This is a genomic window from Salinivibrio sp. IB872 (genome assembly GCF_001995345.1).
Classification (GTDB): Bacteria; Pseudomonadota; Gammaproteobacteria; order Enterobacterales; family Vibrionaceae; genus Salinivibrio; species Salinivibrio proteolyticus.
On record NZ_MUFO01000023.1, the window covers coordinates 1 to 26,836 of the forward strand.

At 50.5% G+C, this 26,836-nt stretch carries 26 protein-coding genes and 1 pseudogene; 23 read left to right on the top strand and 4 right to left on the bottom strand.

The genetic code is table 11. From position 1 onward, the window contains the following. The coding region (locus BZJ18_RS10640) for an ISL3 family transposase (RefSeq protein WP_077456626.1) at positions 1-1,071 on the top strand (1,071 nt) is incomplete at its 5' end. Between the two features lie 101 nt (positions 1,072-1,172). Here the strand turns inward: BZJ18_RS10640 and gyrB are convergent. The 4 genes from gyrB to dnaA are packed head-to-tail and all read right to left on the bottom strand — an operon-like array spanning position 1,173 to position 7,192. Then, the gene (gene gyrB, locus BZJ18_RS10645) at positions 1,173-3,590 is read right to left on the bottom strand and encodes a DNA topoisomerase (ATP-hydrolyzing) subunit B (RefSeq protein WP_077456628.1); all 2,418 of its coding nucleotides are present in this window, start codon (positions 3,588-3,590) and stop codon (positions 1,173-1,175) included. An 18-nt stretch (positions 3,591-3,608) separates the two neighbouring features. Continuing rightward, complete coding sequence (recF, locus tag BZJ18_RS10650) at positions 3,609-4,688, bottom strand: DNA replication/repair protein RecF (protein ID WP_077456630.1); 1,080 nt, start codon at positions 4,686-4,688, stop codon at positions 3,609-3,611. A gap of 3 nt (positions 4,689-4,691) precedes the next feature. After that, positions 4,692-5,792: a DNA polymerase III subunit beta gene (gene dnaN, locus BZJ18_RS10655; RefSeq protein ID WP_077456632.1), complete on the bottom strand. Its 1,101-nt coding sequence runs from the start codon at positions 5,790-5,792 to the stop codon at positions 4,692-4,694. Between the two features lie 2 nt (positions 5,793-5,794). Beyond that, positions 5,795-7,192: a chromosomal replication initiator protein DnaA gene (gene dnaA, locus BZJ18_RS10660; RefSeq protein WP_069590741.1), complete on the bottom strand. Its 1,398-nt coding sequence runs from the start codon at positions 7,190-7,192 to the stop codon at positions 5,795-5,797. Between the two features lie 370 nt (positions 7,193-7,562). Between dnaA and BZJ18_RS10665 the strand changes: the two are divergent. The 22 genes and pseudogenes from BZJ18_RS10665 to atpD form a co-directional block, all read left to right on the top strand. After that, positions 7,563-8,252 (top strand): annotated as a pseudogene (locus BZJ18_RS10665) (amino acid ABC transporter substrate-binding protein); the annotation flags it as partial. Positions 8,253-8,309: 57 nt separating this feature from the next. Beyond that, positions 8,310-8,981, top strand: coding sequence for an amino acid ABC transporter permease (locus BZJ18_RS10670; protein WP_069590737.1), 672 nt, complete (start codon positions 8,310-8,312; stop codon positions 8,979-8,981). Next, positions 8,978-9,724 (top strand): amino acid ABC transporter ATP-binding protein, encoded by a 747-nt coding sequence (locus tag BZJ18_RS10675; RefSeq protein WP_069590735.1) that lies wholly within the window; start codon positions 8,978-8,980, stop codon positions 9,722-9,724. Before BZJ18_RS10670 ends, BZJ18_RS10675 begins: the two co-directional genes overlap by 4 nt. A gap of 222 nt (positions 9,725-9,946) precedes the next feature. Further along, entirely contained in the window at positions 9,947-10,081 is a 135-nt protein-coding gene (gene rpmH / locus BZJ18_RS10680; protein WP_025672864.1) for a 50S ribosomal protein L34, read from the top strand. Positions 10,082-10,094: 13 nt separating this feature from the next. Then, positions 10,095-10,466, top strand: a complete 372-nt coding sequence (gene rnpA / locus BZJ18_RS10685; protein ID WP_069590733.1) for a ribonuclease P protein component — start codon at positions 10,095-10,097, stop codon at positions 10,464-10,466. After that, positions 10,418-10,678, top strand: a complete 261-nt coding sequence (yidD, locus tag BZJ18_RS10690) for a membrane protein insertion efficiency factor YidD (RefSeq protein ID WP_077456636.1) — start codon at positions 10,418-10,420, stop codon at positions 10,676-10,678. Before rnpA ends, yidD begins: the two co-directional genes overlap by 49 nt. Positions 10,679-10,680: 2 nt before the next feature. Further along, positions 10,681-12,294, top strand: coding sequence for a membrane protein insertase YidC (gene yidC, locus BZJ18_RS10695; RefSeq protein ID WP_077456638.1), 1,614 nt, complete (start codon positions 10,681-10,683; stop codon positions 12,292-12,294). A 98-nt stretch (positions 12,295-12,392) separates the two neighbouring features. Continuing rightward, the gene (gene mnmE, locus BZJ18_RS10700) at positions 12,393-13,757 is read left to right on the top strand and encodes a tRNA uridine-5-carboxymethylaminomethyl(34) synthesis GTPase MnmE (RefSeq protein WP_077456640.1); all 1,365 of its coding nucleotides are present in this window, start codon (positions 12,393-12,395) and stop codon (positions 13,755-13,757) included. Between the two features lie 150 nt (positions 13,758-13,907). Then, positions 13,908-15,059, top strand: a complete 1,152-nt coding sequence (locus BZJ18_RS10705) for a GGDEF domain-containing protein (RefSeq protein WP_077456642.1) — start codon at positions 13,908-13,910, stop codon at positions 15,057-15,059. A gap of 14 nt (positions 15,060-15,073) precedes the next feature. Next, entirely contained in the window at positions 15,074-15,526 is a 453-nt protein-coding gene (mioC, locus tag BZJ18_RS10710; RefSeq protein WP_077456644.1) for an FMN-binding protein MioC, read from the top strand. Between the two features lie 393 nt (positions 15,527-15,919). Next, positions 15,920-17,809 (top strand): tRNA uridine-5-carboxymethylaminomethyl(34) synthesis enzyme MnmG, encoded by a 1,890-nt coding sequence (gene mnmG / locus BZJ18_RS10715; protein WP_077456646.1) that lies wholly within the window; start codon positions 15,920-15,922, stop codon positions 17,807-17,809. After that, positions 17,810-18,436 (top strand): 16S rRNA (guanine(527)-N(7))-methyltransferase RsmG, encoded by a 627-nt coding sequence (rsmG, locus tag BZJ18_RS10720; RefSeq protein ID WP_069590722.1) that lies wholly within the window; start codon positions 17,810-17,812, stop codon positions 18,434-18,436. A 13-nt stretch (positions 18,437-18,449) separates the two neighbouring features. Further along, on the top strand, positions 18,450-19,247 hold the full coding sequence (locus tag BZJ18_RS10725) for a ParA family protein (protein WP_069590720.1): 798 nt from the start codon (positions 18,450-18,452) through the stop codon (positions 19,245-19,247). Positions 19,248-19,255: 8 nt separating this feature from the next. Beyond that, a complete protein-coding gene (locus BZJ18_RS10730) occupies positions 19,256-20,146 on the top strand; it encodes a ParB/RepB/Spo0J family partition protein (protein WP_069590718.1) in 891 nt (296 codons plus the stop codon). A gap of 180 nt (positions 20,147-20,326) precedes the next feature. Then, positions 20,327-20,716 carry a F0F1 ATP synthase subunit I gene (locus tag BZJ18_RS10735; protein WP_069590716.1) on the top strand — a complete coding sequence of 130 codons (390 nt, stop codon included), beginning with the start codon at positions 20,327-20,329 and terminating at the stop codon, positions 20,714-20,716. An 8-nt stretch (positions 20,717-20,724) separates the two neighbouring features. Next, complete coding sequence (gene atpB, locus BZJ18_RS10740; RefSeq protein ID WP_069590714.1) at positions 20,725-21,513, top strand: F0F1 ATP synthase subunit A; 789 nt, start codon at positions 20,725-20,727, stop codon at positions 21,511-21,513. 75 nt (positions 21,514-21,588) lie between these two features. Continuing rightward, entirely contained in the window at positions 21,589-21,840 is a 252-nt protein-coding gene (gene atpE / locus BZJ18_RS10745; RefSeq protein ID WP_025672872.1) for a F0F1 ATP synthase subunit C, read from the top strand. A gap of 52 nt (positions 21,841-21,892) precedes the next feature. Then, positions 21,893-22,363 (top strand): F0F1 ATP synthase subunit B, encoded by a 471-nt coding sequence (atpF, locus tag BZJ18_RS10750; protein WP_069590712.1) that lies wholly within the window; start codon positions 21,893-21,895, stop codon positions 22,361-22,363. Between the two features lie 15 nt (positions 22,364-22,378). Next, complete coding sequence (gene atpH / locus BZJ18_RS10755) at positions 22,379-22,912, top strand: F0F1 ATP synthase subunit delta (protein ID WP_069590710.1); 534 nt, start codon at positions 22,379-22,381, stop codon at positions 22,910-22,912. 16 nt (positions 22,913-22,928) lie between these two features. Then, on the top strand, positions 22,929-24,470 hold the full coding sequence (gene atpA / locus BZJ18_RS10760; protein WP_069590709.1) for a F0F1 ATP synthase subunit alpha: 1,542 nt from the start codon (positions 22,929-22,931) through the stop codon (positions 24,468-24,470). A 46-nt stretch (positions 24,471-24,516) separates the two neighbouring features. After that, on the top strand, positions 24,517-25,383 hold the full coding sequence (gene atpG, locus BZJ18_RS10765; RefSeq protein ID WP_069590707.1) for a F0F1 ATP synthase subunit gamma: 867 nt from the start codon (positions 24,517-24,519) through the stop codon (positions 25,381-25,383). Positions 25,384-25,419: 36 nt separating this feature from the next. Next, complete coding sequence (atpD, locus tag BZJ18_RS10770; protein WP_077456648.1) at positions 25,420-26,823, top strand: F0F1 ATP synthase subunit beta; 1,404 nt, start codon at positions 25,420-25,422, stop codon at positions 26,821-26,823. Positions 26,824-26,836 lie beyond the last annotated feature (13 nt).

The window sequence follows — 26,836 nt, forward strand, 5'->3', positions numbered from 1 at the left end:
CATGACTCTCGAAAGCGGATATGGCGTCATTTGGATACATGCCAATACGAAACATATCTTGAGGCCCAAGTTCCACGTGCTGACTGTCCAAAGCACGGGGTTCAGACCATTTCTGTTCCTTGGGCATCTCCTRGTAGTCGCTATACCGAACTCTTCGAGACAAAGATTATTGAAACACTTCAGTTCACTTCTCTTCACTCTGTATCTAAAGCCTTTCGACTGAGTTGGGGAGCCATTGATCGGATAATGAAAARGGCTGTTTCACGAGGGCTCGCCCGGAGAAATTTAAATAAGGTAGAAGATCTGTTGGTAGACGAAACTGCCTTTTGCCGAGGGCATGATTATGTCACTGTGATGTCGAGCCGAACGGGCCAAGTTCTCGCTGTTGCCGACGGTAAAAGTGAACAAAGCTTAGCAAACTGCTATCGAGTGCTGCCTAACATCKCTAAACAACAGGTCCRCTCAGTCTCGATGGATATGAGCCAAGCTTTTATGAATGCAACCGAGTCCTTCTTTGGCTCACGATCTAAACGSCTGATTGCAGTTGATCATTTCCACGTAGCAAAAGTGCTCACCAAAGCTGTTGACGATGTTCGCAAGCAAGAGGTTAACCGTCTACCGCCATACCTTAAACGAGAGTGCTACAGAACGCGTTATGGCTGGCTCAAAAGAAATAGAAACCTCACCGGTCGCCTGAGAGAGCGTATAAACAGATTGGCCAAACTCATGATAGATACAAGCCTTAGCTGGTTGCTCAAAGAGCAAGCAAGAATAATCTGGTACGGAAGTTCGATCAGAAGCGCAAGGAATCAATGGCTAGAGTGGCTTGCTTTAGTTAAAGCAAGTGGAATTAAACCATTGATGACAGCAGCAGCGACAGTGAAAAAGCACTTACCAGCAATCCTTAATGCAATGCGGCTTAAGGCATCGAATGGCTTGGCGGAGGCTATAAATGCCAAAATCCAATAYATGAAGCTTAGAGCYAAAGGCTTTAGAAACAAACAACGGTTCAAGACAGCGATACTGTTCTATTTTGGGGGGCTTGATATGACTTTCCACCATGAACGATGAAGAGCCATATAAAAACAGTATCTTATTGTGTGCTGCCTCGCATAAAAATAAAAAGGCCAGCAAAGCTGGCCTTAATAGTGGTTAAACCATTGATTTACCGTTTAAACGTCAAGATTTTCCACTTTGAGTGCGTTATTTTCGATAAAGGCACGGCGTGGCTCAACTTGATCACCCATCAAGGTGGTAAACAGCTCGTCTGCAGCGACCGCATCTTGAATGGTCACCTGCATCATACGGCGACCTTCAGGATCCATGGTGGTTTCCCAAAGCTGTTCTGGGTTCATTTCACCTAGACCTTTGTAACGCTGACGCGATACACCACGCGTCGACTCTTTAATCAGCCAGTTCAGCGCTTGCTCGAAGCTTTCCACTTCTTGTTTACGCTCGCCTCGCTGCACATAAGCGCCTTCATCTAGCAGCTCATTAAGCGTTTCAGACAAGCTGGCAATACGTCCATACTCTTTCGAGTTTAAGAAGTCGTAACTCACCAGATACTTGTGATCAACACCGTGCGTCCTTACCACCAGCTCCGGCACCCACACTTGATGCTCTTCGTCTAAGCGGCAAGATGCTTTGTATTGACTTTCACCCGTTGACTTACGGTTTAGAATCGCAACGATGTTTTCAACCCACTTCTTCGCCGCCCACTCATCACGCAAGTCGTCGACCGACAAGCGAGGCTGGTACAACAATTCATTGAGTAGCGAAGCCGGATAACGGCGGTTCATGCGCTTAATCAGCTTGATCACACCATTGTATTCTTTGACCAACTTCTCGAGTGATTCACCGTGCATCGCCGGTGCTTCTGGATTCACAAACAAGGAAGCATTTTCCAACGCCAACGCGACTTGGTATTGCTCCATTGCTTCGTCATCTTTGATGTATTGCTCTTGTTTTCCTTTCTTCACTTTGTACAAAGGAGGTTGAGCAATGTAGATATAACCACGCTCAATCAGCTCTGGCATTTGGCGATAGAAGAAGGTCAACAACAAGGTACGGATGTGCGAGCCGTCGACATCCGCATCGGTCATGATGATGATGCTGTGATAACGTAGCTTGTCCGGATCATACTCTTCTCGACCGATACCACACCCCATCGCAGTGATTAGGGTCGCGACTTCTTGCGACGAGAGCATTTTGTCAAAACGGGCTTTTTCCACGTTAAGGATCTTACCTTTGAGCGGCAAAATCGCTTGGTTCTTACGGTTACGCCCTTGTTTGGCCGAGCCACCTGCCGAGTCACCCTCCACAATGTAGAGTTCTGACAGTGCTGGATCTTTTTCTTGGCAGTCAGCTAGCTTGCCGGGAAGACCCGCTAAATCTAACGCACCTTTACGGCGAGTCATCTCTCGTGCTTTACGTGCCGCATCACGCGCGCGCGCCGCATCGATAATCTTGGTGCACACCACTTTGGCGTCCGCTGGATGTTCAATCAAAAAGTCAGACAGGTGTTCACCCATGGCCGACTCAACGGCAGACTTCACTTCTGACGACACCAGCTTATCTTTGGTTTGGCTTGAGAACTTAGGATCAGGCACTTTCACCGACACCACAGCGGTCAAACCCTCACGAGCATCATCGCCCGAGGTCGCCGCCTTAGCTTTCTTCGAGTAGCCTTCTTTATCCATAAAGCTGTTCAGCGTACGCGTCAGCGCGGCGCGGAATCCGGCAAGATGGGTACCACCATCGCGCTGTGGAATATTGTTGGTAAAGCAATAGATGTTTTCTTGGTAGCCGTCATTCCATTGCATCGCCACTTCAACGCTCACACCATCTTCACGCGTGTGTTCAAAATGGAATACCGACGGGTGAATCGCGGTTTTCTTATTGTTGAGGTGTTCAACAAAGGCGCGGATGCCCCCTTCGTATTTGAAGTGATCCGCTTTATCTTCTTCGCGCTCATCCACCAGCTTGATCGATACGCCTGAGTTCAGGAACGACAGCTCACGTAGACGCTTGGCTAAGATGTCATAGTTGAAATGGATGTCAGAGAAAGTTTCTTCACTGGGCCAAAAACGGATACGGGTACCGGTTTGTTCGGTATCACCAATCACCGCCAATGGGCCTTGTGGCTCACCGTGGGAAAAGTTGAGCTGGTGAATATGGCCATCACGCCAAATGGTCAACTCTAGCTTCTCAGAGAGTGCGTTCACCACGGACACACCCACGCCGTGCAAACCACCGGAAACTTTGTAGGAGTTGTCGTCAAACTTACCGCCGGCATGCAATACCGTCATGATAACTTCAGCGGCGGAGACCCCTTCTTCTTCGTGGATATCAACAGGAATACCACGACCATCATCTTTCACCGAGACAGAGCCGTCTTCGTGGATGGTCGCCACGATATCGTTACAATGTCCGGCTAGTGCTTCATCGATCGAGTTATCGACCACTTCGAACACCATGTGGTGGAGGCCGGTACCGTCGTCTGTGTCGCCGATATACATTCCCGGACGCTTGCGGACGGCGTCCAAGCCCTTCAGTACCTTGATACTCGATGAATCGTATTCGTTGGACATTGAGTTACTCTCGCTTATTTATCCTGCGTTTATTTTGCCATGTTCCACATGAAACATCTTACTATTTTCGTCGCACATTTCCGCGACTTGATCGGCACTAATGGCGCTGACAAAAACCTGTGCGCCGGTGCGCTTGAGTTCGCTTGCCAATAGGGCTCGGCGGCGACTATCAAGCTCCGATGCAAAATCATCAATCAAGTAAATACAGGCAATTCCCTGTTGTTCACTATAGAGCTGGCCTTGTGCAAGTCGTAGCGCACAAACCATTAATTTTAACTGACCTCGGGACAACACATCATCCACTGGCGTCCCTTGCACCTTGATGCGCAAATCCGCCTTGTGCGGTCCGGAGACGGTGTATCCCATTTGTTGGTCGCGCTCAAAATTGGCTGCCAACAAGGTTTGGTAATCCGTGTCTTTCTCCCACCCTCGAGAGAAACTAAATTGTATCGAAAACTCGGGTAAAAAAGCCTCGCATAGTGCGGCAGCGCGCTCAGCCACCGCATCCACATAATCGGCTCGCCACTGGCTTATTTGCTCAGCCAACACCGCCAATTCCGCATCCCACATCCGGATGTCTCGGTAGCGCCGCGCCGTTTTTAGCGCCGCGTTGCGTTGTTTGGTGAGTCGTTTGACCCGCGTCCAGGCTTCGAAAAAGCCAGCTTGAGAATGAAACACACCCCAATCGATAAACGCACGGCGAAATTTGGGACCATCCGTCAGCAGCTCAAATCCTTCAGGGGTGATCAGCTGTAAAGGCAACACTTTCGCTAAGGCCACCAGCTTCTGCCCTTTCTCTTGACCTATTTTAACATCCGCACTGCCATCGCGGCGCTTTTGAATGCCGACAGGAAGCAAGATCGCATCTTGGGTTTTAACCCGTCCATGCACGGTTAAACTGGGCTGCTGATGACGGATCACTCGGCTATTCAGCGCGCTGCGGAATGAGCGTCCGTGGCCAAGAAAGTGGATGGCCTCAAGCACACTGGTTTTACCGCTACCGTTGGGGCCAATTAAAAAGTTAAAGCCTGACGACAGTTCGATATCGCAGGCTTCAATATTTCTAAAGTCGTGAACGACCAATCGAGTAAGCGCCATAACCTAGAGGCGGATTGGCATCACAACATACATGGCGTCATCACGGGCACAGTCTTCAATCAGGGTACTGCCCACCGCATCTGTCATCGAAAAGCGCACTTTGTCACAACGTAAGGTGTTGAGTACATCCAACACGTAGCTGACGTTAAAGCCAATTTCGATCGGCTCGCCTTGAAAGGTGACGTCGAGAAATTCTTCGGCTTCTTCCTGCTCAGGGTTATTGGCGGAAATACGTAACTCGCTGCCTTCAATATTCATCCGAACGCCACGAAATTTCTCGTTAGACAGCACCGCAGCTAACGACAGCGCTTGCTTGAGCTCCGCACAGTCGACCTCAAGTGTGCGAGAGGTGGATTGCGGCAGCACGCGACGATAGTCTGGGAAACGGCCATCCACCAACTTCGAGGTGAAGGTGACATTGCCAACCACCGCTCGAATGTTCGATGCGCCGATTTGGATATTAACGAGGTGCTCACTGTCATCCAACAAGCGCGCAAGCTCACTCACCCCTTTACGCGGCACAATCACCTGCTGCGCGGGTAAGGTATCATCCGTCGAGAGCTGACAAACCGCCATCCGGTGCCCGTCGGTTCCGACCGTACGTAATGTCTGCCCCTCTGTTTCAAACAACAGTCCGTTGAGGTAATAGCGTACGTCTTGGTTTGCCATCGAAAACTGGGTCGCGTCAATTAGGTGACGCAACTTATCTTGTGGCAGCTGCAAACTTACATCTGCCTGCCACTGCTCGATGTTGGGATAATCATTAGCCGGCAATGTCGACAGCGTAAAGCGGCTACGTCCCGCGCGTACCACCACACGATCGCCTTCTTGCGCAACCGTAATTTGGGCTTCACTGTGTAACCCTTTAATGATGTCCATAAACTTGCGCGAAGGCACTGTAATCGCACCGTCGAGGTGATCGCCTTCCAACGGCGCGGTGGCATTCAGCTCCACTTCCATGTCCGTTGCTGTCAACGTCAATGCCTGATCAGCCACTTGGATGAGTAAGTTACTGAGAATAGGCAGCGTGCTTCGCCCACCCAGTGCGCCTGATACTTGTTGCAGCGGCTGTAGCAGCTGCTCTCGCGTAAGAGTAAATTTCATAATTAAGAGGACAATGTTCGAATCAGGTTAGAGTAATCTTCTTTAATGTCGTGGCTTTCTTCACGGAGCTGCTCGATTTTACGACACGCATGCAGCACGGTGGTATGGTCACGGCCACCAAAGGCATCACCAATTTCTGGCAAACTGTGGTTGGTTAGCTCTTTGGACAAGGCCATCGCCATTTGACGAGGGCGCGCGACCGACCGTGAACGACGCTTCGACAATAAATCCGCCATCTTGATTTTATAATACTCAGCGACTGTTTTCTGAATATTATCAATGGTGACCAGTTTTTCTTGCAAGGCGAGCAGATCTCGCAACGCTTCTCGGACAAAATCGATGGTGATCGCACGCCCGGTAAAGTTCGCGTTGGCAATCACGCGGTTGAGGGCCCCTTCAAGCTCTCGGACGTTGGAGCGTAAGCGCTTGGCGATAAAGAACGCCACCTCATCCGGTAAACGAATCGCATGATCTTCGGCTTTTTTCATCAAAATCGCCACTCGCGTTTCCAGCTCTGGCGGCTCAATGGCGACTGTCAGGCCCCATCCGAATCGCGACTTTAAGCGATCCTCAACCCCGTTGATCTCTTTAGGATAGCGGTCAGAGGTAAGAATGATCTGCTGGTTACCCTCAAGCAACGCATTAAAGGTATGGAAGAATTCTTCTTGCGAGCGTTCCTTGTTGGCAAAAAATTGAATGTCATCGATCAACAGTGCATCGACACTGCGGTAATAACGCTTAAATTCTTCAATCGCATTATTTTGTAGCGCCTTCACCATGTCTTGCACGAAACGCTCTGAGTGCATGTACACCACGCGCGCATCCGCTTTACGATCGGAAATCGCATTACCCACCGCATGCAACAAGTGAGTTTTACCTAAGCCCGTGCCGCCATAAAGAAAAAGCGGATTATAGGCCGCCCCTGGGTTATCCGACACCTGACGCGCCGCCGCTAACGCTAACTGGTTAGACTTACCCTCAACAAAGTTATTGAACTTGTGCTTGGGGTTCACGTTAGAGCGATGATTGACATCCGACTGAACGGGTGACGGCGCCGGTTCCCACACTCGACCTCGGCTCGGAGCCGGCTGGGCTTGCTGTGGTGCGGGCGCCGCTGCCGGTCCGGCTGGCGCCGCCGCGGGCGCTGCAGACACAGGTTTGCTGCCCACTTCAAACCGCAGCATGGGCACGTCGACGCCACAAAACTCGTTCAACAGCTGGTTAATTTGATGCAAGTATTTGTCTCGCACCCAATCAAGCACAAAGCGGTTTGGGGCGAACAGGGTCAACGTATTGTCATTGAGCTCGGCTTGTAACGGCCGCACCCACATACTGAATTCTGTTGCAGGTAGGTCTTCCTGAAGGCGCTCAAGACACTGCAACCAAAGCGATGATGACACGTTTGACTCCACGCAGTTATACCGAAAAAGAAAAGGTCACAATGGTACTCCTGTCAGGCGAAGATCGCCACCCACAAGATCCCGAAACCAGTGAATAAGATCGGAGTTATTCACATAGATCCCACAGATATACCATGGATCGCCACAAGGTACCCGCTTTTTACTCACAAGATTGCACACATCTCCTTAATGAGACGCGCGCGGAGAATAAAGTTATGGCTCATAACCAGACGGTATTTCTCGCCAGTGATCGTTCACTTCTATGATACGCGTCCTATTATTGAAGTTGTCATTACGGATTATTGTCATGAGTAAATGGATCTTGAGCACCTTGCTAAGTGTGAGCATGGTGATTTCAGTGCCCGCGTTCGCCAAAGAAACCGTGAAAGTGGGGATGTCTGGGCGCTATTTCCCTTTCACCTTTGTGAAGCAAGACCAGCTGCAAGGGTTTGAAGTTGACCTTTGGGATGAGATTAGCCGCCGCAATGACTACCAAGTCGAGTATGTGACCGCTAACTTCTCTGGCCTGTTTGGTCTGTTACAAACCGGGCGCATCGACACCATTTCTAACCAAATCACCATCACCGACGAGCGTCAGACAACCTATTTGTTCACCGACCCGTATGTGGTCGACGGCGCACAGATCACGGTTCGTAAAGGCAATGACACGATTCAGTCCGTGGCTGATTTGAAAGGCAAAACCGTTGCAGTAAACCTTGGCTCGAACTTCGAGCAATTGTTGCGCGAACACTCGGCAGCCGAGGATATCGACATTAAAACCTACGAGACCGGGATTGAACACGATGTCGCCCTCGGTCGGGCCGATGCGTTTGTGATGGATCGCCTGTCAGCCATGCAGCTGATTAAAGAATCGGGCTTGCCACTTCAACTGGCCGGACAACCGTTTGAAACCATTGCCAATGCTTGGCCATTTGTCGACTCAGCACGCGGTCAGCGCCTACGTGATGAAGTGAACACCGCCCTCTCAGCCATGCGAGAAGATGGTACCTTGGCACAGATTTCTGTTAAGTGGTTTGGCGGCGACGTTACTAAAAAGTAAGTATTTACTCACATAAATAGGCCCGCTTTGGCGGGTCTGTGTATCTAAAGGACAGACATGGCGTTTGATTTTGACTATATGGCCTCTCTGTTCCCGTTACTGCTGAAGTATCTGGGGATCACGTTAGAGATGGCGGTGTGGGGATTAGTGTTTGCACTGATTTTGGCAGTGACGATTGCACTGATCCGCGTGTTTCGCCTACCGGTTTTCAATGGCCTCGCGCAACTGTTTATTAGTTTCTTTCGCGGTACACCACTTCTGGTTCAGCTATTTTTACTGTATTACGGTCTGCCTCAGGTCATCCCCGCGTTAGTCGGAATGGATGCTTTCACAGCCGCGGTAATCGGGATCAGCTTACACTTTTCTGCTTATATGGCCGAGTCAATTCGTGCCGCCATTACCAGCGTGGATCGCAGCCAAATGGAAGCCAGTCTGGCCATTGGCATGACGACTCGCCAAGCCATGCAGCGCATTGTGTTACCACAGGCAGCACGGATCGCACTTCCCTCTCTGATGAATTACTTCATCGATATGATCAAAGCCACATCACTCGCCTTCACGCTCGGGGTGGCAGAAATCATGGCGAAGGCGCAGATGGAAGCATCGTCGAGCTTTAAATTCTTCGAAGCCTATTTGGCGGTCGCACTGATCTACTGGGCGGTCGTGGTCGCTTTGACCCGAGTGCAACTTTGGGCAGAAAGCCATCTTAATAAGGCGTACCAACGATGATTAAGATAGAAAAGCTTAAAAAAGTCTACCAAGGCGTCGCGGTACTTGATGGCATCGATTTGTCCATCGAGCGTGGCGAAATCGTGTGTATTATTGGTCCGAGCGGTACGGGAAAATCTACCCTATTGCGTTGTATTAACTTCCTAGAACGCGCGGAGCAAGGGGTGATCAGTATCGGCGATCAGCGTGTTGATAGTGGCGATGCAAGCACCCGTAAACAGGCGATTTTGGCGTTGCGGCGCCAGACAGGCTTTGTGTTTCAAAATTATGCCTTATTTGCTCACCTCACGGCACGAGACAATATCGCCGAAGGGCTGAGAACGGTAAAAGGCTGGTCTAAAGAGGCAGCACGTCAGCGCGCGCAACAAATTCTCGACGACATAGGCTTGGGTGATAAAGGAGACCATTACCCCGCTTCCTTATCGGGTGGACAGCAACAACGGGTTGGCATTGGCCGAGCGATGGCACTTGAGGCCGAATTACTGCTTTTCGATGAGCCTACCTCTGCATTAGACCCAGAGTGGGTTGGCGAAGTATTGGCGTTGATGAAAAAGCTCGCCACACGCCACCAAACCATGCTGGTGGTCACTCACGAGATGCAGTTTGCTCGCGATGTTGCTGACCGCGTGGTGTTTATGAACGACGGCCACATCATAGCCCAAGGCACACCGGATTGGCTGTTTAATCACTGCGCCGATCCACGCTTGCATAAGTTTTTGAATCAAGTCGGGATCGCGTCTTAACTGGCGATCGTAAACGAAGGATCCTTGCGATCTCTGACTGAGCGCTTATAATTCCCGGCCCGGAGTGGCATCGGTTTAGTGATTGACTAATCGTTAGTCAATGGCTACAATCCGCCCTCTTTGTTGAGAGGCGTCGGAGACATTGGCTAAGGTATTGCCTGTTGCTAACCTCCCACGTCGGGTTAACAAACCTAACACTGATCAGTAATAAAGGTAGAAACCATGAAACGCACTTTTCAACCTTCAGTTCTAAAGCGTAAGCGCACTCACGGTTTCCGTGCGCGCATGGCGACTAAGAACGGCCGTAAGGTCATTGCCGCTCGCCGTGCGAAAGGCCGCAAGCAGCTTTCTAAATAATCCGCAGTGATTTGTGAATAAGCTCGCTTATCCTCGGGAGTTACGTCTGCTAACTCCCGAACATTTCAGTGCCGTCTTCCAGCAACCGCATCGCGCAGGTTCGCCGCACTTAACCATACTCGCCCGATCTAACTCGCTCGACCACCCACGTCTCGGTCAAGCTGTTCCGAAAAAGCAAATCAAACTTGCCGTTGATCGCAACCGCTTTAAACGTGTGGTTCGCGAGAGCTTTCGTTTACGTCAGCATCAACTACCGGCGAAAGATTTTGTGGTGATCGCGAAAAAAAGTGCCAACGACCTAAGCAATCAAGCGCTGCGAGACGAATTGGACAAGTTATGGCAACGTTTGTCGCGACCGCCGCGCAAAAAGCGCTCATCGCGCTGATTCGGGGATATCAACTGGTGATCAGCCCATTGATTGGGCCACGATGCCGGTTTACACCAACCTGTTCCCACTATGCCATCATGGCGATTCAATCCCATGGTGTGATAAAAGGGTGTTGGTTGGCAGGCAAACGTCTATTAAAATGCCACCCTTTGAATGATGGCGGTTACGATCCCGTGCCGCCTTGCGACCACCATAACAGAGACAATTAACAATGGATTCCCAACGTAATATCCTGTTGATTGCCCTATTGTTCGTTTCTTTCATGCTGTACATGGAATGGAACAAACCAGAATCCCCGCAGCCGCAGGGACAGGGCGTTGAGCAGCAGCAAACCACTCACAGTGACGTGCCTAGCAGCGACAATGGCGATACCACGTCTCTCGATGCACAGCCTGTCTCTGACAAGCTCGTCACCATCAAAACCGATGTATTAACACTTAAAGTGGATACACAAGGCGGTGATGTTGTGCACGCCGAGCTGCCTCAGTACGATGCTGAGCTCAACTCTGACAATGCCTTCACGCTGCTGCACACCAAGCCCGATCACACCTTTGTGGCGCAAAGCGGTTTAATTGGTGCCAATGGTATTGATACCGCGCAAGGCCGTGCCCAGTATCAGGTGGCGCAAAACACCTTTACCCTCTCTGACGACCAAGACACCCTGCGTGTGCCGATGACGGTTGAAAAAGACGGGATCACGTACACCAAAACCTTTGTGTTTAAGCGTGGCAGCTATGCGGTGGATGTGGAGCACACCATCGATAACCAAACCGATGCCAACGCCAGTGTCACCATGTACACCCAGCTAAAACAAAACCTGCTGGACGACGGCGGTAGCTTAACCATGCCAACCTACCGTGGTGGCGCGTACTCTACCGACGATAAACGTTACGAAAAATACAGCTTTGATGACATGCAAAGCAAAAACTTGAATGTGACGTTTAACCAAGGTTGGGCAGCGATGATCCAGCACTACTTTGCTACCGCGTGGATCCCACGTGCAGACAATAATGTGCTGAGCACCCGTACTACCGCCAAGTATGGTTATATCCAAACCAAAACCAGCGATACCATTGCAGCAGGCACCAGTAAAACGCTCACCGCAACCTTGTGGGTTGGTCCGAAACTGCAAGAGCAAATGGCCGCGGTGGCGCCAAGCCTAGACTTGGTAGTCGACTATGGCTGGCTGTGGTTTATCGCTAAGCCACTACACTGGTTGCTCTCGACGATTCAAACCTTCGTCAGCAACTGGGGTATCGCAATTATCATGCTGACTTTCATTGTCCGTGGTGCCATGTACCCACTGACCAAAGCGCAGTACACCTCGATGGCGAAAATGCGCATGCTGCAGCCTAAGCTGCAAGAAATGAAAGAGCGTATCGGTGACGATCGTCAGCGCATGAGCCAAGAAATGATGGAGCTTTACAAGCGTGAAAAAGTGAACCCCTTGGGTGGCTGTTTACCGCTGGTACTGCAAATGCCTATTTTCATTGCGCTTTATTGGGCACTGATGGAGTCAGTTGAACTGCGCCATGCGCCTTTCTTTGGCTGGATTCAAGACTTGTCGGCACAAGACCCTTACTACGTGTTGCCAATTCTGATGGGCGCCTCTATGTTCCTAATCCAGAAGATGAGCCCAACCACAGTCACTGATCCTATGCAGCAGAAGATCATGACCTTTATGCCTGTGGTCTTTACCTTCTTCTTCTTGTTCTTCCCATCCGGTCTGGTTCTATACTGGTTGGTATCGAACATCGTGACGCTTATCCAGCAAACCTTGATTTATAAATCGCTGGAGAAAAAAGGCCTTCATTCCCGCTCGTAAGTTAGGCCGCGTCAAGCAATAATAAAAAGGCGACCACGCGGTCGCCTTTTTCACGTTTACGGCCTTTAGGCCTGTCACCGACATCAAGAGTGCGCAATATGGCTCAAACCGACACTATCGTGGCACAAGCCACAGCAACAGGCCGCGGCGGCGTAGGGATTGTCCGCGTGTCCGGCCCTCTCGCTCATGAGATTGGTACAAAAATGACGGGACGCGAGTTAGTGCCTCGTCGTGCGGATTATTTGCCTTTTCTCGATCAGGAAGGTCAACCTATCGATCAAGGCATTGCCCTATTCTTTAAAGGCCCCAATTCATTCACAGGTGAAGATGTTCTAGAGCTGCAAGGTCACGGTGGCCCGGTGATCATGGACATGCTTATTCAACGAATCAGCGCCTTTGACGGCGTACGAGCAGCCCGACCCGGTGAATTTTCCGAGCGCGCCTTCTTAAACGATAAACTGGATTTAGCCCAGGCCGAAGCAATCGCCGATTTAATCGATGCCAGTTCAGAACAAGCGGCTCGCTCTGCGTTGCAGTCCCTGCAAGGGGCCTTTTCCAAGCAGGTCAACCAACTGGTCGAAAAAGTGATTCATCTGCGCATGTATGTGGAAGCGGCCATCGACTTTCCTGATGAAGAGATTGATTTTCTCTCTGACGGTAAAGTGGCCAGCGATCTTGGGCATATCATTGAGCGTCTCGCCCTGTTGCGTAAAGAAGCCAATCAAGGGGCGATTATGCGCGACGGGATGAAGGTGGTCATTGCCGGACGCCCGAATGCCGGTAAATCCAGCTTGCTCAATGCCCTTTCCGGTAAAGAGAGCGCGATTGTCACCGAAATCGCAGGCACCACCCGCGATGTGCTCCGTGAGCATATTCACATTGACGGTATGCCACTGCATATCATCGATACCGCCGGCTTACGGGATGCCTCGGATGAAGTGGAGCGAATTGGGATTGAACGCGCCTGGAGTGAAATCGAACACGCCGATCGGGTATTGTTTATGGTCGATGGCACCACAACCACAGCGACCGACCCGGCCCAAATTTGGCCAGAATTTGTCTCTCGCTTACCCGAAGGCATGGGGATGACGGTGATCCGCAACAAAGCCGATATCACTGAAGAGCCACTCGGTTTGTGTGCAGTCAGTGAGCCTGCACTAATCCGCTTGAGTGCCAAAACCGGAGAAGGCGTTGATGCTTTACGCCAGCATCTAAAAGCCTGTATGGGCTATGCTGGAGGCAGCGAAGGCAGTTTTATGGCACGTCGTCGTCATCTGGATGCACTCGCCAACGCCGCACACCACCTCGACATCGGCCAAGCGCAGCTAGAAGGCTATATGGCAGGCGAAATCCTTGCCGAGGAATTGCGCTTAACTCAACAACACCTCAACACCATTACCGGTGAGTTCACGGCTGACGATTTGCTGGGCAAAATTTTCTCCTCGTTCTGTATCGGAAAATAATTATCCCCAGCTCCTTCCAGGGATCCTTATCGCGAGGATCCCTTATTCTGGCGGCGCTGATCGCGGTTATCCTCAAACTAAGATCCTGACTTATCCCCACAGTTTTCACCATGATCTGCTACGTTAATAGAGCGTCTAGCTGGAGGTGAAATGCTCTCGTCCTTAAATCCTATCTTATCGATCGGTTTAACCCGTCAGAACCAACTCATGCGCCATCAGATTCGAATGACCAATCTGTTAGGGCTTATTTGTGTGCTCGGCACACTTATCTTCTCCGCGCTCTACTGGTTTGCCTTTCAAAGCCTCATCGCCGCGTGGCACAACCTCCTCTATGCAGGCTTGTATGTGGGCGTATGGGGGATAATGGCAGCGGGTCGTTGGTCGATTGCGCGCTATTGGCTCTTTGGGGTGTTCTTTGCCCAACAGTTTGTGATGTCTTACTGGGTACTGGATGCGAACAGCCAAAACGAGCTGTTACTGCTGGTGGTACCGACTGTGGTAGTTTTAGTCTTTGAGCCCACAGAGCGCTTTGCTCGCTACGGACTCGCATTGGGCGCCATCGCGTTGATGTTCGCCGCGCAAGTGCTTCCCGCCCCCACGCCGTTAGTTTATATCTCTAGCCTCCACGCACAGACCCTCTATTTAAGTGTGGTATTAGTGTTTGTCGCACTGTCCGTAGTACTCATGGATTTTTATTTATTTGATTTATATGCCATTAATCGCCAAGCCCGTCAGCAGATTCAACGTGATGCCCTTACCCAAACGTGGAGCGCCAGCTATTTCTACCAATGTGTCGCGCAGCACGGTCGCACGACCTCAGACAATCCGCTGGCCGTTCTGTGCATCAATCTCGATGGTTTTCAATCTCTTAATTGGCGATATGGCCGCGATACGGGTGATCAGCTCCTTCAATTTACCGCCCAACTTCTTACTCGCCACCTACCGCATGACGCCATCATCAGCCGCACCCATGCCGATCAGTTTTTGGTTATGTTGGCGGGACAAGCTTGCTTAGCTGCTCCCCATTGGGCCGCTCAGTGCCGACAAGCCATTGCGGAAACGCCTTTTACCTTTGCTGGCGGCGCTTGTGCGCTCACCGTATCGATTGGCTTTGTGCAACAAATGGAAGGAAAAATCTACGCTATTCCCTTGATTGATCAAGCCACTCGGGCGATGACAGACGCCAAATTCGCAGGGGGCAATCAAATTGTTTGCCATCCCAGCAACGCCCCTGATTTTGCTACACCTTCATCGATTGACTCTGAACCCAACTGCCGAAATACTAGTCGCGATAACCCGTGAATAATGAGGACAGTATGGCAAATGTAACCATCATCACCGGCAGTACGCTCGGCGGTGCAGAATATGTCGGTGATCACCTTGCCGATCTCCTGCAAGCAAAAGGCCATCAGGCCCACGTCGTCAATGAAGGGATCCTCGATGATGTACTAAGCGCCAGTACATTGTTGATCGTCACGTCCACCCATGGGGCTGGCGACTTTCCAGATAGCATCGCGCCTCTGATGGAGCAGTTAATGAGCGAACGGCCACTGCTGCGCGATCTCCATTACGGTGTGGTCGGCATTGGAGACTCAAGCTATGACACCTTCTGCGAGGCCGGCATGAAGGCCGATGCCTTGTTACAAGACCTTGGCGCTGTCAAAGTCGGAGAACGAGTCGATATTGATATTCAAGCGCATCCGGTCCCTGAGGATGAAGCGGAACGTTGGTTTACCGAGTGGGAACCCTTGATCCACAAAATCAAGTGAGCATTATTTAACCATTTAATCTGTGGATAACTAAGGAATAACCCAGTGATCTTCCTTTAGTTATCCATTTAATAGTTTTACCCCTTCCCTACCATTGTGGATAACATGCCATTTTGATCCCAGGTGATACAGGATCGGATCCAAGGCCGCCCACAACAAGTGATCGTTTTAAGATCCTTGATCTCTATGATCTTTTTCCAGTTACCCACAAAGATCGTCTTCCCTAATAAAAGATCTAACAAAAGATCTATATAAAGATCTTATTTATATATAGCTAACGCCCAGAGACGATCTTGATCAAGGTTTGGTTCACTGTTGGCGGAAAAAGCGCTAGAATGTCGCCCCTTTTGCTTAGTTCATGCTCACACACTTACCCAGGTTGAGGCTTTAATCATGTTTTACCAGGATCACTTTGACGTCATCGTTGTTGGTGGTGGCCATGCTGGTACCGAAGCGGCACTAGCCGCAGCACGGATGAACCAAAAAACGCTGTTATTGACCCATAACATTGATACGTTGGGTCAGATGTCGTGCAACCCAGCGATCGGTGGGATCGGGAAAGGACACCTGGTAAAAGAAATCGATGCGTTAGGCGGTGCGATGGCGCAAGCCATTGATAAAGGCGGGATCCAATTTCGAACCCTCAATGCGTCGAAAGGCCCAGCGGTACGCGCGACACGTGCTCAAGCAGACCGTGCACTGTACAAGGCAGCCATTCGTCATACCCTTGAAAACACGCCAAATTTGTCACTGTTCCAACAAGCCGTGGTGGATTTGATCGTCGACCAAGATCGTGTCACTGGCGTCGAGACCGAAATGGGGCTCAAATTCAGTGCCACTACCGTGGTTTTGACCGTGGGAACCTTCCTTGGCGGTAAAATACATATTGGACTGGATAACTATGCCGGTGGTCGTGCTGGGGATCCACCGTCAAATAAACTCGCGGATCGCTTACGTGCCTTGCCATTTCGGGTGGATCGCCTAAAAACCGGTACTCCCCCACGTATCGATGCCCGCTCGGTTGATTTTAGTGTGATGCAAACCCAACACGGGGATACTCCTTGTCCGGTGTTTTCATTTTTAGGCGATGTGTCTGAGCACCCACAGCAAGTTCCGTGCTACATCACCTACACCAATGAAAAAACCCACGATGTCATTCGCGCTAATCTTGATCGCAGCCCGATGTATGCTGGGGTGATTGAAGGTATTGGCCCACGTTATTGCCCGTCGATCGAAGACAAGGTGATGCGTTTTGCGGACAAAGACAAACACCAAATTTTCGTCGAGCCGGAAGGGTTAACCAGCACTGAGCTGTATCCAAATGGGATATCCACCAGCTTACCGTTTGATGTGCAAATGGGGATCATCCACTCGATCAAAGGGTTTGAGAATGCGCGCGTGATCCGCCCAGGCTACGCGATTGAGTATGACTTTTTCGATCCGCGCGATCTCAAGCACACCTTGGAAACCAAATTTATCCACGGTTTGTTCTTTGCGGGACAAATCAATGGTACTACCGGCTATGAAGAAGCCGCAGCACAAGGGTTGTTGGCCGGTTGTAATGCCGCGTTACAAGCTCAAGGCAAAGAAGGATGGAGCCCACGTCGCGATCAAGCTTACATGGGCGTGTTGATTGACGACTTGTCCACCATGGGCACCCAAGAGCCTTACCGGATGTTTACCTCGCGCGCCGAGTACCGTTTGCTGTTGCGTGAAGATAACGCCGATATGCGCTTAACCGAAAAAGGGCGAGAGCTGGGATTGGTAGACGATGTGCGCTGGGCTCGCTTCAACCAAAAAATGGAAAACATGGAGCAAGAACGTCAGCGTCTGCGTGGTACTTGGATTCATCCTCACTCAGACGATGTCCATGCGCTCAATGCCATGCTGAAAACACCGCTGACGCGTGAAGCAAACGGAGAAGATTTACTTCGTCGCCCAGAGCTACGTTATGAAAATATCGTCTCGTTGCCGACCTTTGGTCCGGCGCATGACGACGTTCAAGCTAGCGAGCAAGTCGAGATCCAAGTGAAATACGCCGGCTATATCGAACGTCAGCAAGACGAGATCGAAAAGTCTCAGCGCCATGAAAATACCGTGATCCCATTTGATCTTGATTACATGCAGATCAAAGGCCTTTCAAACGAAGTACGTGGCAAGCTACAAGACGCGCGTCCGGAAACGATCGGTAAAGCATCGCGTATCTCAGGTGTCACGCCGGCGGCCATTTCGATTTTGCTGGTGCATTTGAAAAAGCACGGCATGCTCAAAAAAGGAGCCTAAATGCAACAGCAACTTCAACAAGGGCTGGCGAAAGCCGGCCTTGCGCTTTCTCCGTCGCAACAACAGCAGCTGCTTGATTATGTAGGCTTGCTCGACAAGTGGAACAAAGCCTATAACTTAACCTCGGTTCGTCGCCCAGAAGACATGGTGGTGAAACATATCCTTGATAGTTTGGTGGTATCACCACACTTGGAGGGTGAACGCTTTATCGATGTCGGAACAGGACCGGGTTTACCTGGGATCCCTCTGGCCATCGCCAATCCAGATAAACAGTTCACCTTGCTCGACAGCTTAGGTAAGCGGATTCGTTTTATTCGCCAAGTACTGCACGAACTTGGTATCGACAATGTGACGCCGGTACAAAGCCGTGTCGAAGCGTTTGTCCCTGAAACCGGGTTTGATGGTGTGCTAAGTCGCGCGTTTGCGTCGATGAATGACATGGTGAGTTGGTGTCATCACCTCCCTCATGCGCGTGGGCTGTTTTACGCCTTGAAAGGACAGGTGGACCAACAGGAGCTAGATGCCCTGCCGACTGATTGTTCTGTGACCGATATCAAAGCTTTGAAGGTGCCGGGATTGGAAGGGGCGCGTCATCTAGTAATCTTGAGAGCAAAGACTAACGAGTAGAGGTCATAGGCACGTGGGTAAAGTTATCGCGGTAGCAAACCAAAAAGGCGGTGTGGGTAAAACCACCACGAGTGTCAACTTAGCGGCATCGCTGGCAGCCACTAATCGCAAGGTGCTACTTATCGACCTTGACCCACAAGGGAACGCGACCATGGCCAGTGGTGTGGATAAATACGATGTCCATGCCACCGCCTACGATCTACTGGTTGAAGAAGCCCCGTTTGAACAAGTGGTGGTTAGCGATACGTCCGGCGGCTATGACCTGATTGCGGCGAACGGTGATGTCACCGCAGCAGAAATCAAGCTGATGGAAGTATTTGCCCGTGAAGTGCGCCTACGCACCATGCTTGAGCCTGTAGTTGCACGCTACGATTACATTTTTATCGACTGTCCCCCGTCTTTGAACCTCCTTACCATCAATGCGATGACCGCGGCAAACTCGGTACTCGTCCCCATGCAATGTGAATATTTTGCGTTGGAAGGGCTCACTGCATTGATGGATACCATCAGTAAACTGGCTAGCGTCGTGAACGCCGACCTTCATGTTGAAGGTGTATTGCGCACCATGTACGACCCAAGAAACCGATTAGCGACCGAAGTATCGGATCAGATCAAAAAACACTTCGGTGATAAGGTGTATCGTACTGTGATTCCCCGCAATGTGCGGCTCGCGGAAGCGCCAAGTCATGGCCGACCCGCCATGTACTATGACAAGTTATCCAGTGGTGCCAAAGCCTACCTAGCCCTTGCGGGTGAAATTCTGCGTCGAGAAGAGCAATCACGCGCTTCTGCCGACGCTGTCAATGCCTGAGGAACACAATGAATTCAGCGAAACGCGGTCTTGGAAAGGGCCTGGATGCCTTGTTGGCGACCAGTGCACAAGCTCAGTCTCGTTATACATCCGAACCTGAATCCACCGATGCGAGCAATAGCGAATTGCAGCAATTGTCGGTATCGGCGTTGGTGCCGGGTCTTTACCAGCCACGCCAAGATATGGCAGAAGAGGCGCTGGAAGAGTTAACCGAATCCATTCGCGCTCAAGGTATTATTCAGCCCCTCGTGGTTCGCCACGCTGAAAACGGGCAGTACGAAATTATTGCTGGCGAACGTCGCTGGCGAGCAGCAAAGCAAGCCGGTTTGGCCAAAGTGCCCTGCTTGGTCCGTGAGATGAGTGACAAAGTCGCCAGTGCGGTGGCGTTGATTGAAAATATCCAACGCGAAAATTTGAACGCGATGGAAGAAGCTCAAGCGCTTGAACGCTTGGTCAATGACTTCTCACTCACCCACCAGCAACTGGCTGAATCGCTTGGTAAATCTCGCACTACCATCAGCAACTTATTGCGCTTGAATGGGTTAGAGTCTGGGGTAAAACAACTGCTGCTTAACAAACAACTCGAGATGGGCCACGCACGTGCCCTGCTGGCGTTGGAAGGAGACGCGCAAATTGATGCGGCACTGACTGCCGTCAACAAAAAAATGACCGTCCGCCAGATAGAAAAACTGGTGAAAAAAATGCTTTCACCGCAAGTTGAAGCGAAAAGGCCAGAATTATCACCTGAAGTAGAGGCACTGCAGCAGCGCCTTGGCGACAAGCTTGGGGTGAAAGTGGCATTAACACAACAGAAAAATGGTAGTGGTAAATTGGTGATCAATTTCGAAGAATCTGACAAGTTAGCGCAAATTCTTGCAATTTTCGACGAAGAAGTGTGACCCGTGCCATTCGCTTTTTGTTACATAAAAGCGCTTACTGTGATCAGGTTACTCTGTTGTAAAATTTTCCCCGCTTTTTTACATCGATGCGATTGCATTAGCTGGGGTGAAACGTATAATTTTCGCTGTTTTCCCAGCACGGCAACAGTGCTAAGTGGAACGGAATCGAGGAACAAATACATGGTATCGACGCTCGCGCGGCCGGGTCGTGTTATCGCGACAAAATTGGTGCTTTTGCAAGCTGGCGTCGTATTAGCAACGGCAAGCGTGATGGCACTCGCTATCAATGTCGACTGGGGAAAATCCGCGCTGATCGGCGGCGGCATCTTTGTGATTGCCAATGCTGCATTTGCGTCGTGTGCTTTCCTTTTTAGTGGGGCAAGAGCTGCAAAATTTGTAGTCGCGTCCTTCTTCAGCGGTGAAGTGTTAAAAATTTCACTGACCGTCGTCCTGTTTGTCCTTGCTTACCTGTATATCGAGGTGGAACTCGTTCCCCTCAAACTGGCCTATTTGCTGGCATTAGGGATTAACATCCTCGCGCCAGTTTTATTCATTAACAACAACAAATAGGATGAGTTATGGCTGCGTCAGGTGATGCGCTTACACCGTCTAGCTACATCTCTCACCACCTGACTAATTTGTCAGTGGGTGAAGGATTTTGGGCGGTTCACATTGATAGCCTGTTTTTCTCTGTCCTCATCGGTATCGTCTTCCTAGGCATCTTCCGATCGGTGGCAAAGAAAGCATCGACAGGTGTCCCAGGTAAGCTTCAGTGTTTCGTCGAAATCTTGGTTGAGTTCGTTGATGATAACGTTCGCGAAACCTTCCACGGACGAAATCCACTGATTGCACCTTTGGCCCTGACTATCTTCGTTTGGATATTCCTGATGAATACGATGGACTTAATCCCCATCGATTTTCTACCGTATCCGGCGGAACATTGGTTAGGCATTCCTTACTTGAAAGTAGTGCCAACTGCAGACGTAAATATCACCCTTGCAATGGCGCTGGGCGTGTTCTTCTTGATGATTTTCTACAGCATCAAGATTAAGGGCCTAGGCGGCTTTGCAAAAGAGCTGGCTCTGCACCCGTTCAATCACCCTATCATGATCCCGTTCAACCTCCTGTTGGAAGTCGTCTCGCTGCTGGCGAAGCCGATTTCTCTTGGGATGCGTCTGTTCGGTAACATGTTTGCCGGTGAGGTGGTATTTATTCTTATCGCGGCATTGCTGCCGTGGTGGGCGCAATGGCTGGGTTCTGTGCCGTGGGCAATCTTCCACATTCTAGTCATTACAATTCAAGCCTTTGTCTTTATGATGTTGACCATCGTGTATCTCTCGCAGGCACACGAAGACTCAGATCATTGATGACATTTTTTAGTTAGTAAGCAATTTGTTAGTCATTATTGGCGTTTACGCCGACAACGAAAACTGGAGATAGTGATGGAAACTTTATTGAGCTTTTCTGCAATTGCCGTGGGCATCATTGTAGGTCTTGCTTCCCTAGGTACCGCGATTGGTTTCGCCCTGCTGGGTGGTAAATTCCTTGAAGGTGCAGCACGTCAACCTGAGATGGCTCCTATGCTGCAAGTGAAGATGTTCATCATCGCGGGTCTTCTGGACGCCGTACCAATGATCGGTATCGTAATCGCACTGCTGTTCACTTTCGCGAACCCATTTGTAGGTCAACTGTAATCTGGCTAGTAGCTGAACAGACCCTTTAGCTAATGATTAAGGAGGCGCTGTTGTGAATATCAACGCAACTCTGCTAGGCCAGGCAATCGCATTCACAATCTTTGTGTGGTTCTGCATGAAATATGTATGGCCACCACTGATGCAAGCGATTGAGGAGCGTCAGAAGAAAATTGCTGACGGACTCGCGGCGGCAGATCGTGCTGCCAAAGACCTGGATTTGGCCCAGGCAAATGCTTCTGAGCAAATGAAAGAAGCGAAGCGCGCTGCAACTGACATCATCGAGCAGGCGAACAAACGCAAAGCACAAATCCTCGACGAGGCGCGTGCTGAAGCGGCTGCTGAGCGCGACAATATCCTGAATCAGGGTAAAGCCGAGTTGGAAGCAGAGCGTAACCGTGCTCGCGATGAGCTGCGTAAGCAAGTTGCATCGCTCGCTGTTATTGGTGCCGAGAAAATTATTGAGCGTTCTATTGATGAGAATGCTCATAAAGATCTTCTCGATAAAATCACTGCAGAACTGTAATAAGGAGGGGCAGCAATGTCTGAACTGACAACAATCGCTCGCCCCTACGCGAAAGCAGCCTTTGATTTTGCGGTAGAAAAAGGCGAGCTGTCCCAATGGGCAGAAATGCTCGCCTTTACTGCTGAGATTGCCCGTGATGAGCGCGTCCAACATATGCTGGACGCCTCCTATTCCGCTGACAAGTTAGCGGAATTATTTATCGCAGTTGGTGGCGATCAGCTCAACACGTTCGGCCAGAACCTGATTAAGGTAATGGCAGAGAACCAGCGCTTAAAAGCCCTGCCTGAGGTTTGTGAACAGTTCCTGGCCATGCGCCGCGATCTGGAAAAAGAAGCGGAAGTCCAAGTGATTTCAGCGACGGCTCTTTCCGAAGAGCAACAACAAGCCATCAGTGACAAGCTCGCCGCGCGTCTTGAGCGCAAAGTAAAGCTGAACTGTAGTGTAGACGAAGCCCTGGTTGCCGGGGTTGTGATTCGAGCTGGAGACTTGGTCATCGATAACTCAGTAAGCGGCCGTATGCGCCGTCTGAGCGATGCATTGCAGTCTTGATTTGGGGAATTGGAGCATGCAACTTAATTCCACGGAAATAAGCGATCTGATCAAGCAGCGTATCGAGAAATTCGACGTTGTAAGTGAAGCGCGTAACGAAGGTACCATCGTGTCAGTCAGCGACGGTATCATTCGCATCCACGGCCTTGCTGATGCTATGCAAGGTGAAATGATTGAACTGCCTGGCAACCGCTATGCACTTGCATTGAACCTTGAGCGTGACTCAGTGGGTGCGGTTGTGATGGGTCCTTATGCGGACCTGCAAGAAGGCATGAAAGTGACCGGTACAGGTCGCATTCTTGAAGTCCCGACTGGCCCTGAACTTCTGGGTCGCGTTGTGAATACACTGGGTGAGCCGATCGACGGTAAAGGTCCGATCGAAACCAAAACCACTTCGCCAGTCGAAGTGATTGCTCCTGGTGTTATCGCACGTCAATCGGTCGATCAACCTGTTCAAACCGGCTATAAAGCGGTTGACTCGATGATCCCAATCGGCCGTGGTCAGCGTGAGCTGATCATCGGTGACCGCCAAACCGGTAAAACCGCGCTGGCGATCGATGCCATCATCAACCAGAAAGACTCTGGTATTTACTCTATCTACGTTGCGATCGGCCAAAAAGCGTCGACCATTGCGAACGTAGTGCGCAAACTGGAAGAGCATGACGCACTGAAAAACACCATTGTGGTGGTGGCTTCAGCGTCTGAAGCAGCAGCATTGCAATACCTCGCGCCTTACGCGGGTTGTGCAATGGGTGAGTACTTCCGTGACCGCGGTGAAGATGCCCTGATTGTTTACGATGACCTGTCTAAGCAGGCTGTTGCATATCGTCAGATCTCGCTGCTACTACGTCGTCCACCAGGCCGTGAAGCTTTCCCAGGTGACGTTTTCTACTTGCACTCACGTCTTCTAGAACGTGCGGCACGTGTTAATGCGCACTATGTTGAGCAGTTCACTAAGGGTGAAGTGAAAGGAAAGACCGGTTCGTTGACCGCACTCCCTATCATTGAAACCCAAGCGGGTGACGTATCTGCATTCGTACCGACCAACGTTATCTCGATCACTGATGGTCAGATCTTCCTGCAAACTGAGCTATTTAACGCAGGTATCCGTCCAGCGGTTGACCCAGGTATTTCGGTATCGCGTGTTGGTGGTTCTGCGCAAACCAAGATCATGAAAAAACTGTCTGGTGGTATTCGTACTGCGCTTGCACAGTATCGTGAACTTGCGGCGTTCGCTCAGTTCTCTTCCGATCTGGATGATGCTACTAAGAAGCAATTGGACCACGGTCAGAAAGTGACCGAGCTGATGAAGCAGATGCAATATGCACCTATGTCTGTGTTTGAGCAGGCGCTGGTGATTTTCGCTGCGGAAAAAGGCTTCCTAGCAGACGTTGAGTTGAACAAAATCGGTGATTTTGAGCGCTCTCTGCTGGCCTTTGCCAAGAGTCAGTACGCTGACCTAGCGGCTCAGATCGATGAGTCTGGTGCTTATAACGATGAAGTTGAAGCACAGCTGAAAAAGCTGTTGGAAGATTTCAAAGCGACCCAGACTTGGTAAAACGTAGGTGACCACTTAGGTGGTCACCCACTAACGGAGAGTAACTATGGCCGGCGCAAAAGAGATTCGTAATAAGATCGGAAGTGTGAAAAACACACAGAAGATCACTAAAGCGATGGAAATGGTGGCAGCCTCCAAAATGCGTAAAACGCAAGAAGCCATGGAGTCGTCACGTCCATACGCTGTCACTATGCGCAAAGTGATCGGTCATCTTGCACTGGGTAACTTGGAGTACCGCCATCCGTATTTGGAAGAGCGGGAAGCCAAGCGCGTTGGTTACATCATCATTTCTACAGACCGTGGGCTGTGTGGTGGTTTGAACATCAATATGTTCAAAAGCGCTATCAGTGACATGGAAAGCTGGACCCAAAAAGGGGCTGAGATTGACTTAGCCTTAGTGGGCGCTAAAGCGACAGCTTTCTTCAACAGCTACGGCGGTAATGTAGTGGCGCAAGTGTCTGGTCTGGGTGATACCCCAGCACTGGAAGACCTCATCGGTACCGTTGGGGTGATGCTGAAAAAATATGATGAAGGTGAGCTGGACCGCTTGTACTTGGTTTTCAACAAGTTTGAGAACACCATGGTGCAGACCCCAGTGATCGATCAATTGCTGCCTTTGCCAAAGTCAGACGACGAGGAAATGCAGCGCAGCCATGCTTGGGATTATATCTATGAGCCTGAGCCAAAGCCGTTGCTCGATACCCTATTGATCCGTTATGCGGAATCACAGGTGTATCAAGGTGTGGTTGAGAACCTCGCCAGTGAGCAAGCGGCACGTATGGTGGCGATGAAAGCTGCGACTGATAATGCAGGGAATCTGATTGATGATCTGCAATTGGTCTACAACAAAGCCCGTCAGGCTGCGATCACCCAAGAGCTGTCAGAAATTGTTTCTGGCGCAAGCGCGGTGTAAAGGCAAGGGTTAACGAACTAGTTTAGAGGAATAACGATGGCTACAGGTAAGATCGTTCAGATCATCGGTGCGGTAGTCGACGTAGAGTTTCCACAAGACGCAGTGCCGAAGGTATATGATGCGTTGAATGTGAAACGTGAAGGCGAGCGTCTGGTGCTGGAAGTTCAGCAGCAGCTAGGTGGTGGCGTAGTCCGTGCCATTGCTATGGGCTCATCTGATGGTCTACGTCGTGGAATCGAAGTAGAAAATACAGGTAAATCAATCGAAGTCCCTGTGGGTGAAGAAACCCTCGGCCGTATCGTCAACGTGCTGGGTGATGCGATTGATGAGCGTGGCGATCTCGGTGAGAAAGAGCGTTACTCTATCCACCGTGAAGCGCCAAGCTACGAAGAACAGTCAAGCGCGACTGAGCTTTTGGAAACGGGTGTAAAGGTTATCGACCTTATCTGTCCGTTTGCGAAAGGCGGTAAAATCGGTCTGTTTGGTGGTGCGGGTGTAGGTAAGACCGTTAACATGATGGAGCTTATCAACAACATCGCACTGCAACACTCAGGTCTGTCTGTATTCGCCGGTGTAGGTGAGCGTACTCGTGAGGGTAACGACTTCTACTACGAGATGCAGGAAGCGGGTGTTGTAAACATTGATAAGCCCGAAGAGTCAAAAGTGGCCATGGTATATGGTCAGATGAACGAGCCACCAGGTAACCGCCTGCGTGTTGCACTGACCGGTTTGACCATGGCGGAAAAATTCCGTGATGACGGCCGTGACGTACTGCTTTTCATCGATAACATCTATCGTTATACCCTTGCCGGTACTGAAGTATCCGCCCTATTGGGTCGTATGCCATCGGCAGTAGGTTACCAGCCAACACTGGCTGAAGAGATGGGTGTACTGCAAGAGCGTATTACCTCAACCCGTACCGGTTCTATCACCTCGGTACAGGCGGTTTACGTGCCTGCGGATGACTTGACTGACCCGTCACCAGCAACCACGTTTGCTCACTTGGATGCAACCGTTGTTCTGTCACGTAACATCGCGTCTATGGGTATGTACCCAGCGATCGACCCATTGGACTCAACATCGCGTATGTTGGATCCTCTGGTTGTTGGTCAAGACCACTATGATGTGGCACGTGGCGTACAGTCTGTGCTTCAGCGCTATAAAGAGCTGAAAGACATCATTGCCATCCTGGGTATGGACGAGTTGTCTGAAGACGACAAACTGACCGTTGCACGTGCACGTAAGATTGAGCGCTTCTTGACTCAGCCTTACCACGTTGCAGAAGTCTTCACCGGCCAACCAGGTGTCTATGTTTCGCTGAAAGATACCATTGCAAGCTTCAAAGGCCTGCTCAGTGGTGAGTACGACGATATCCCAGAACAGGCATTCCTGTACTGCGGTAACATCGACGAAGTGCTCGAAAAAGCGAAAAACCTGTAAGGCTTGAGTAGGA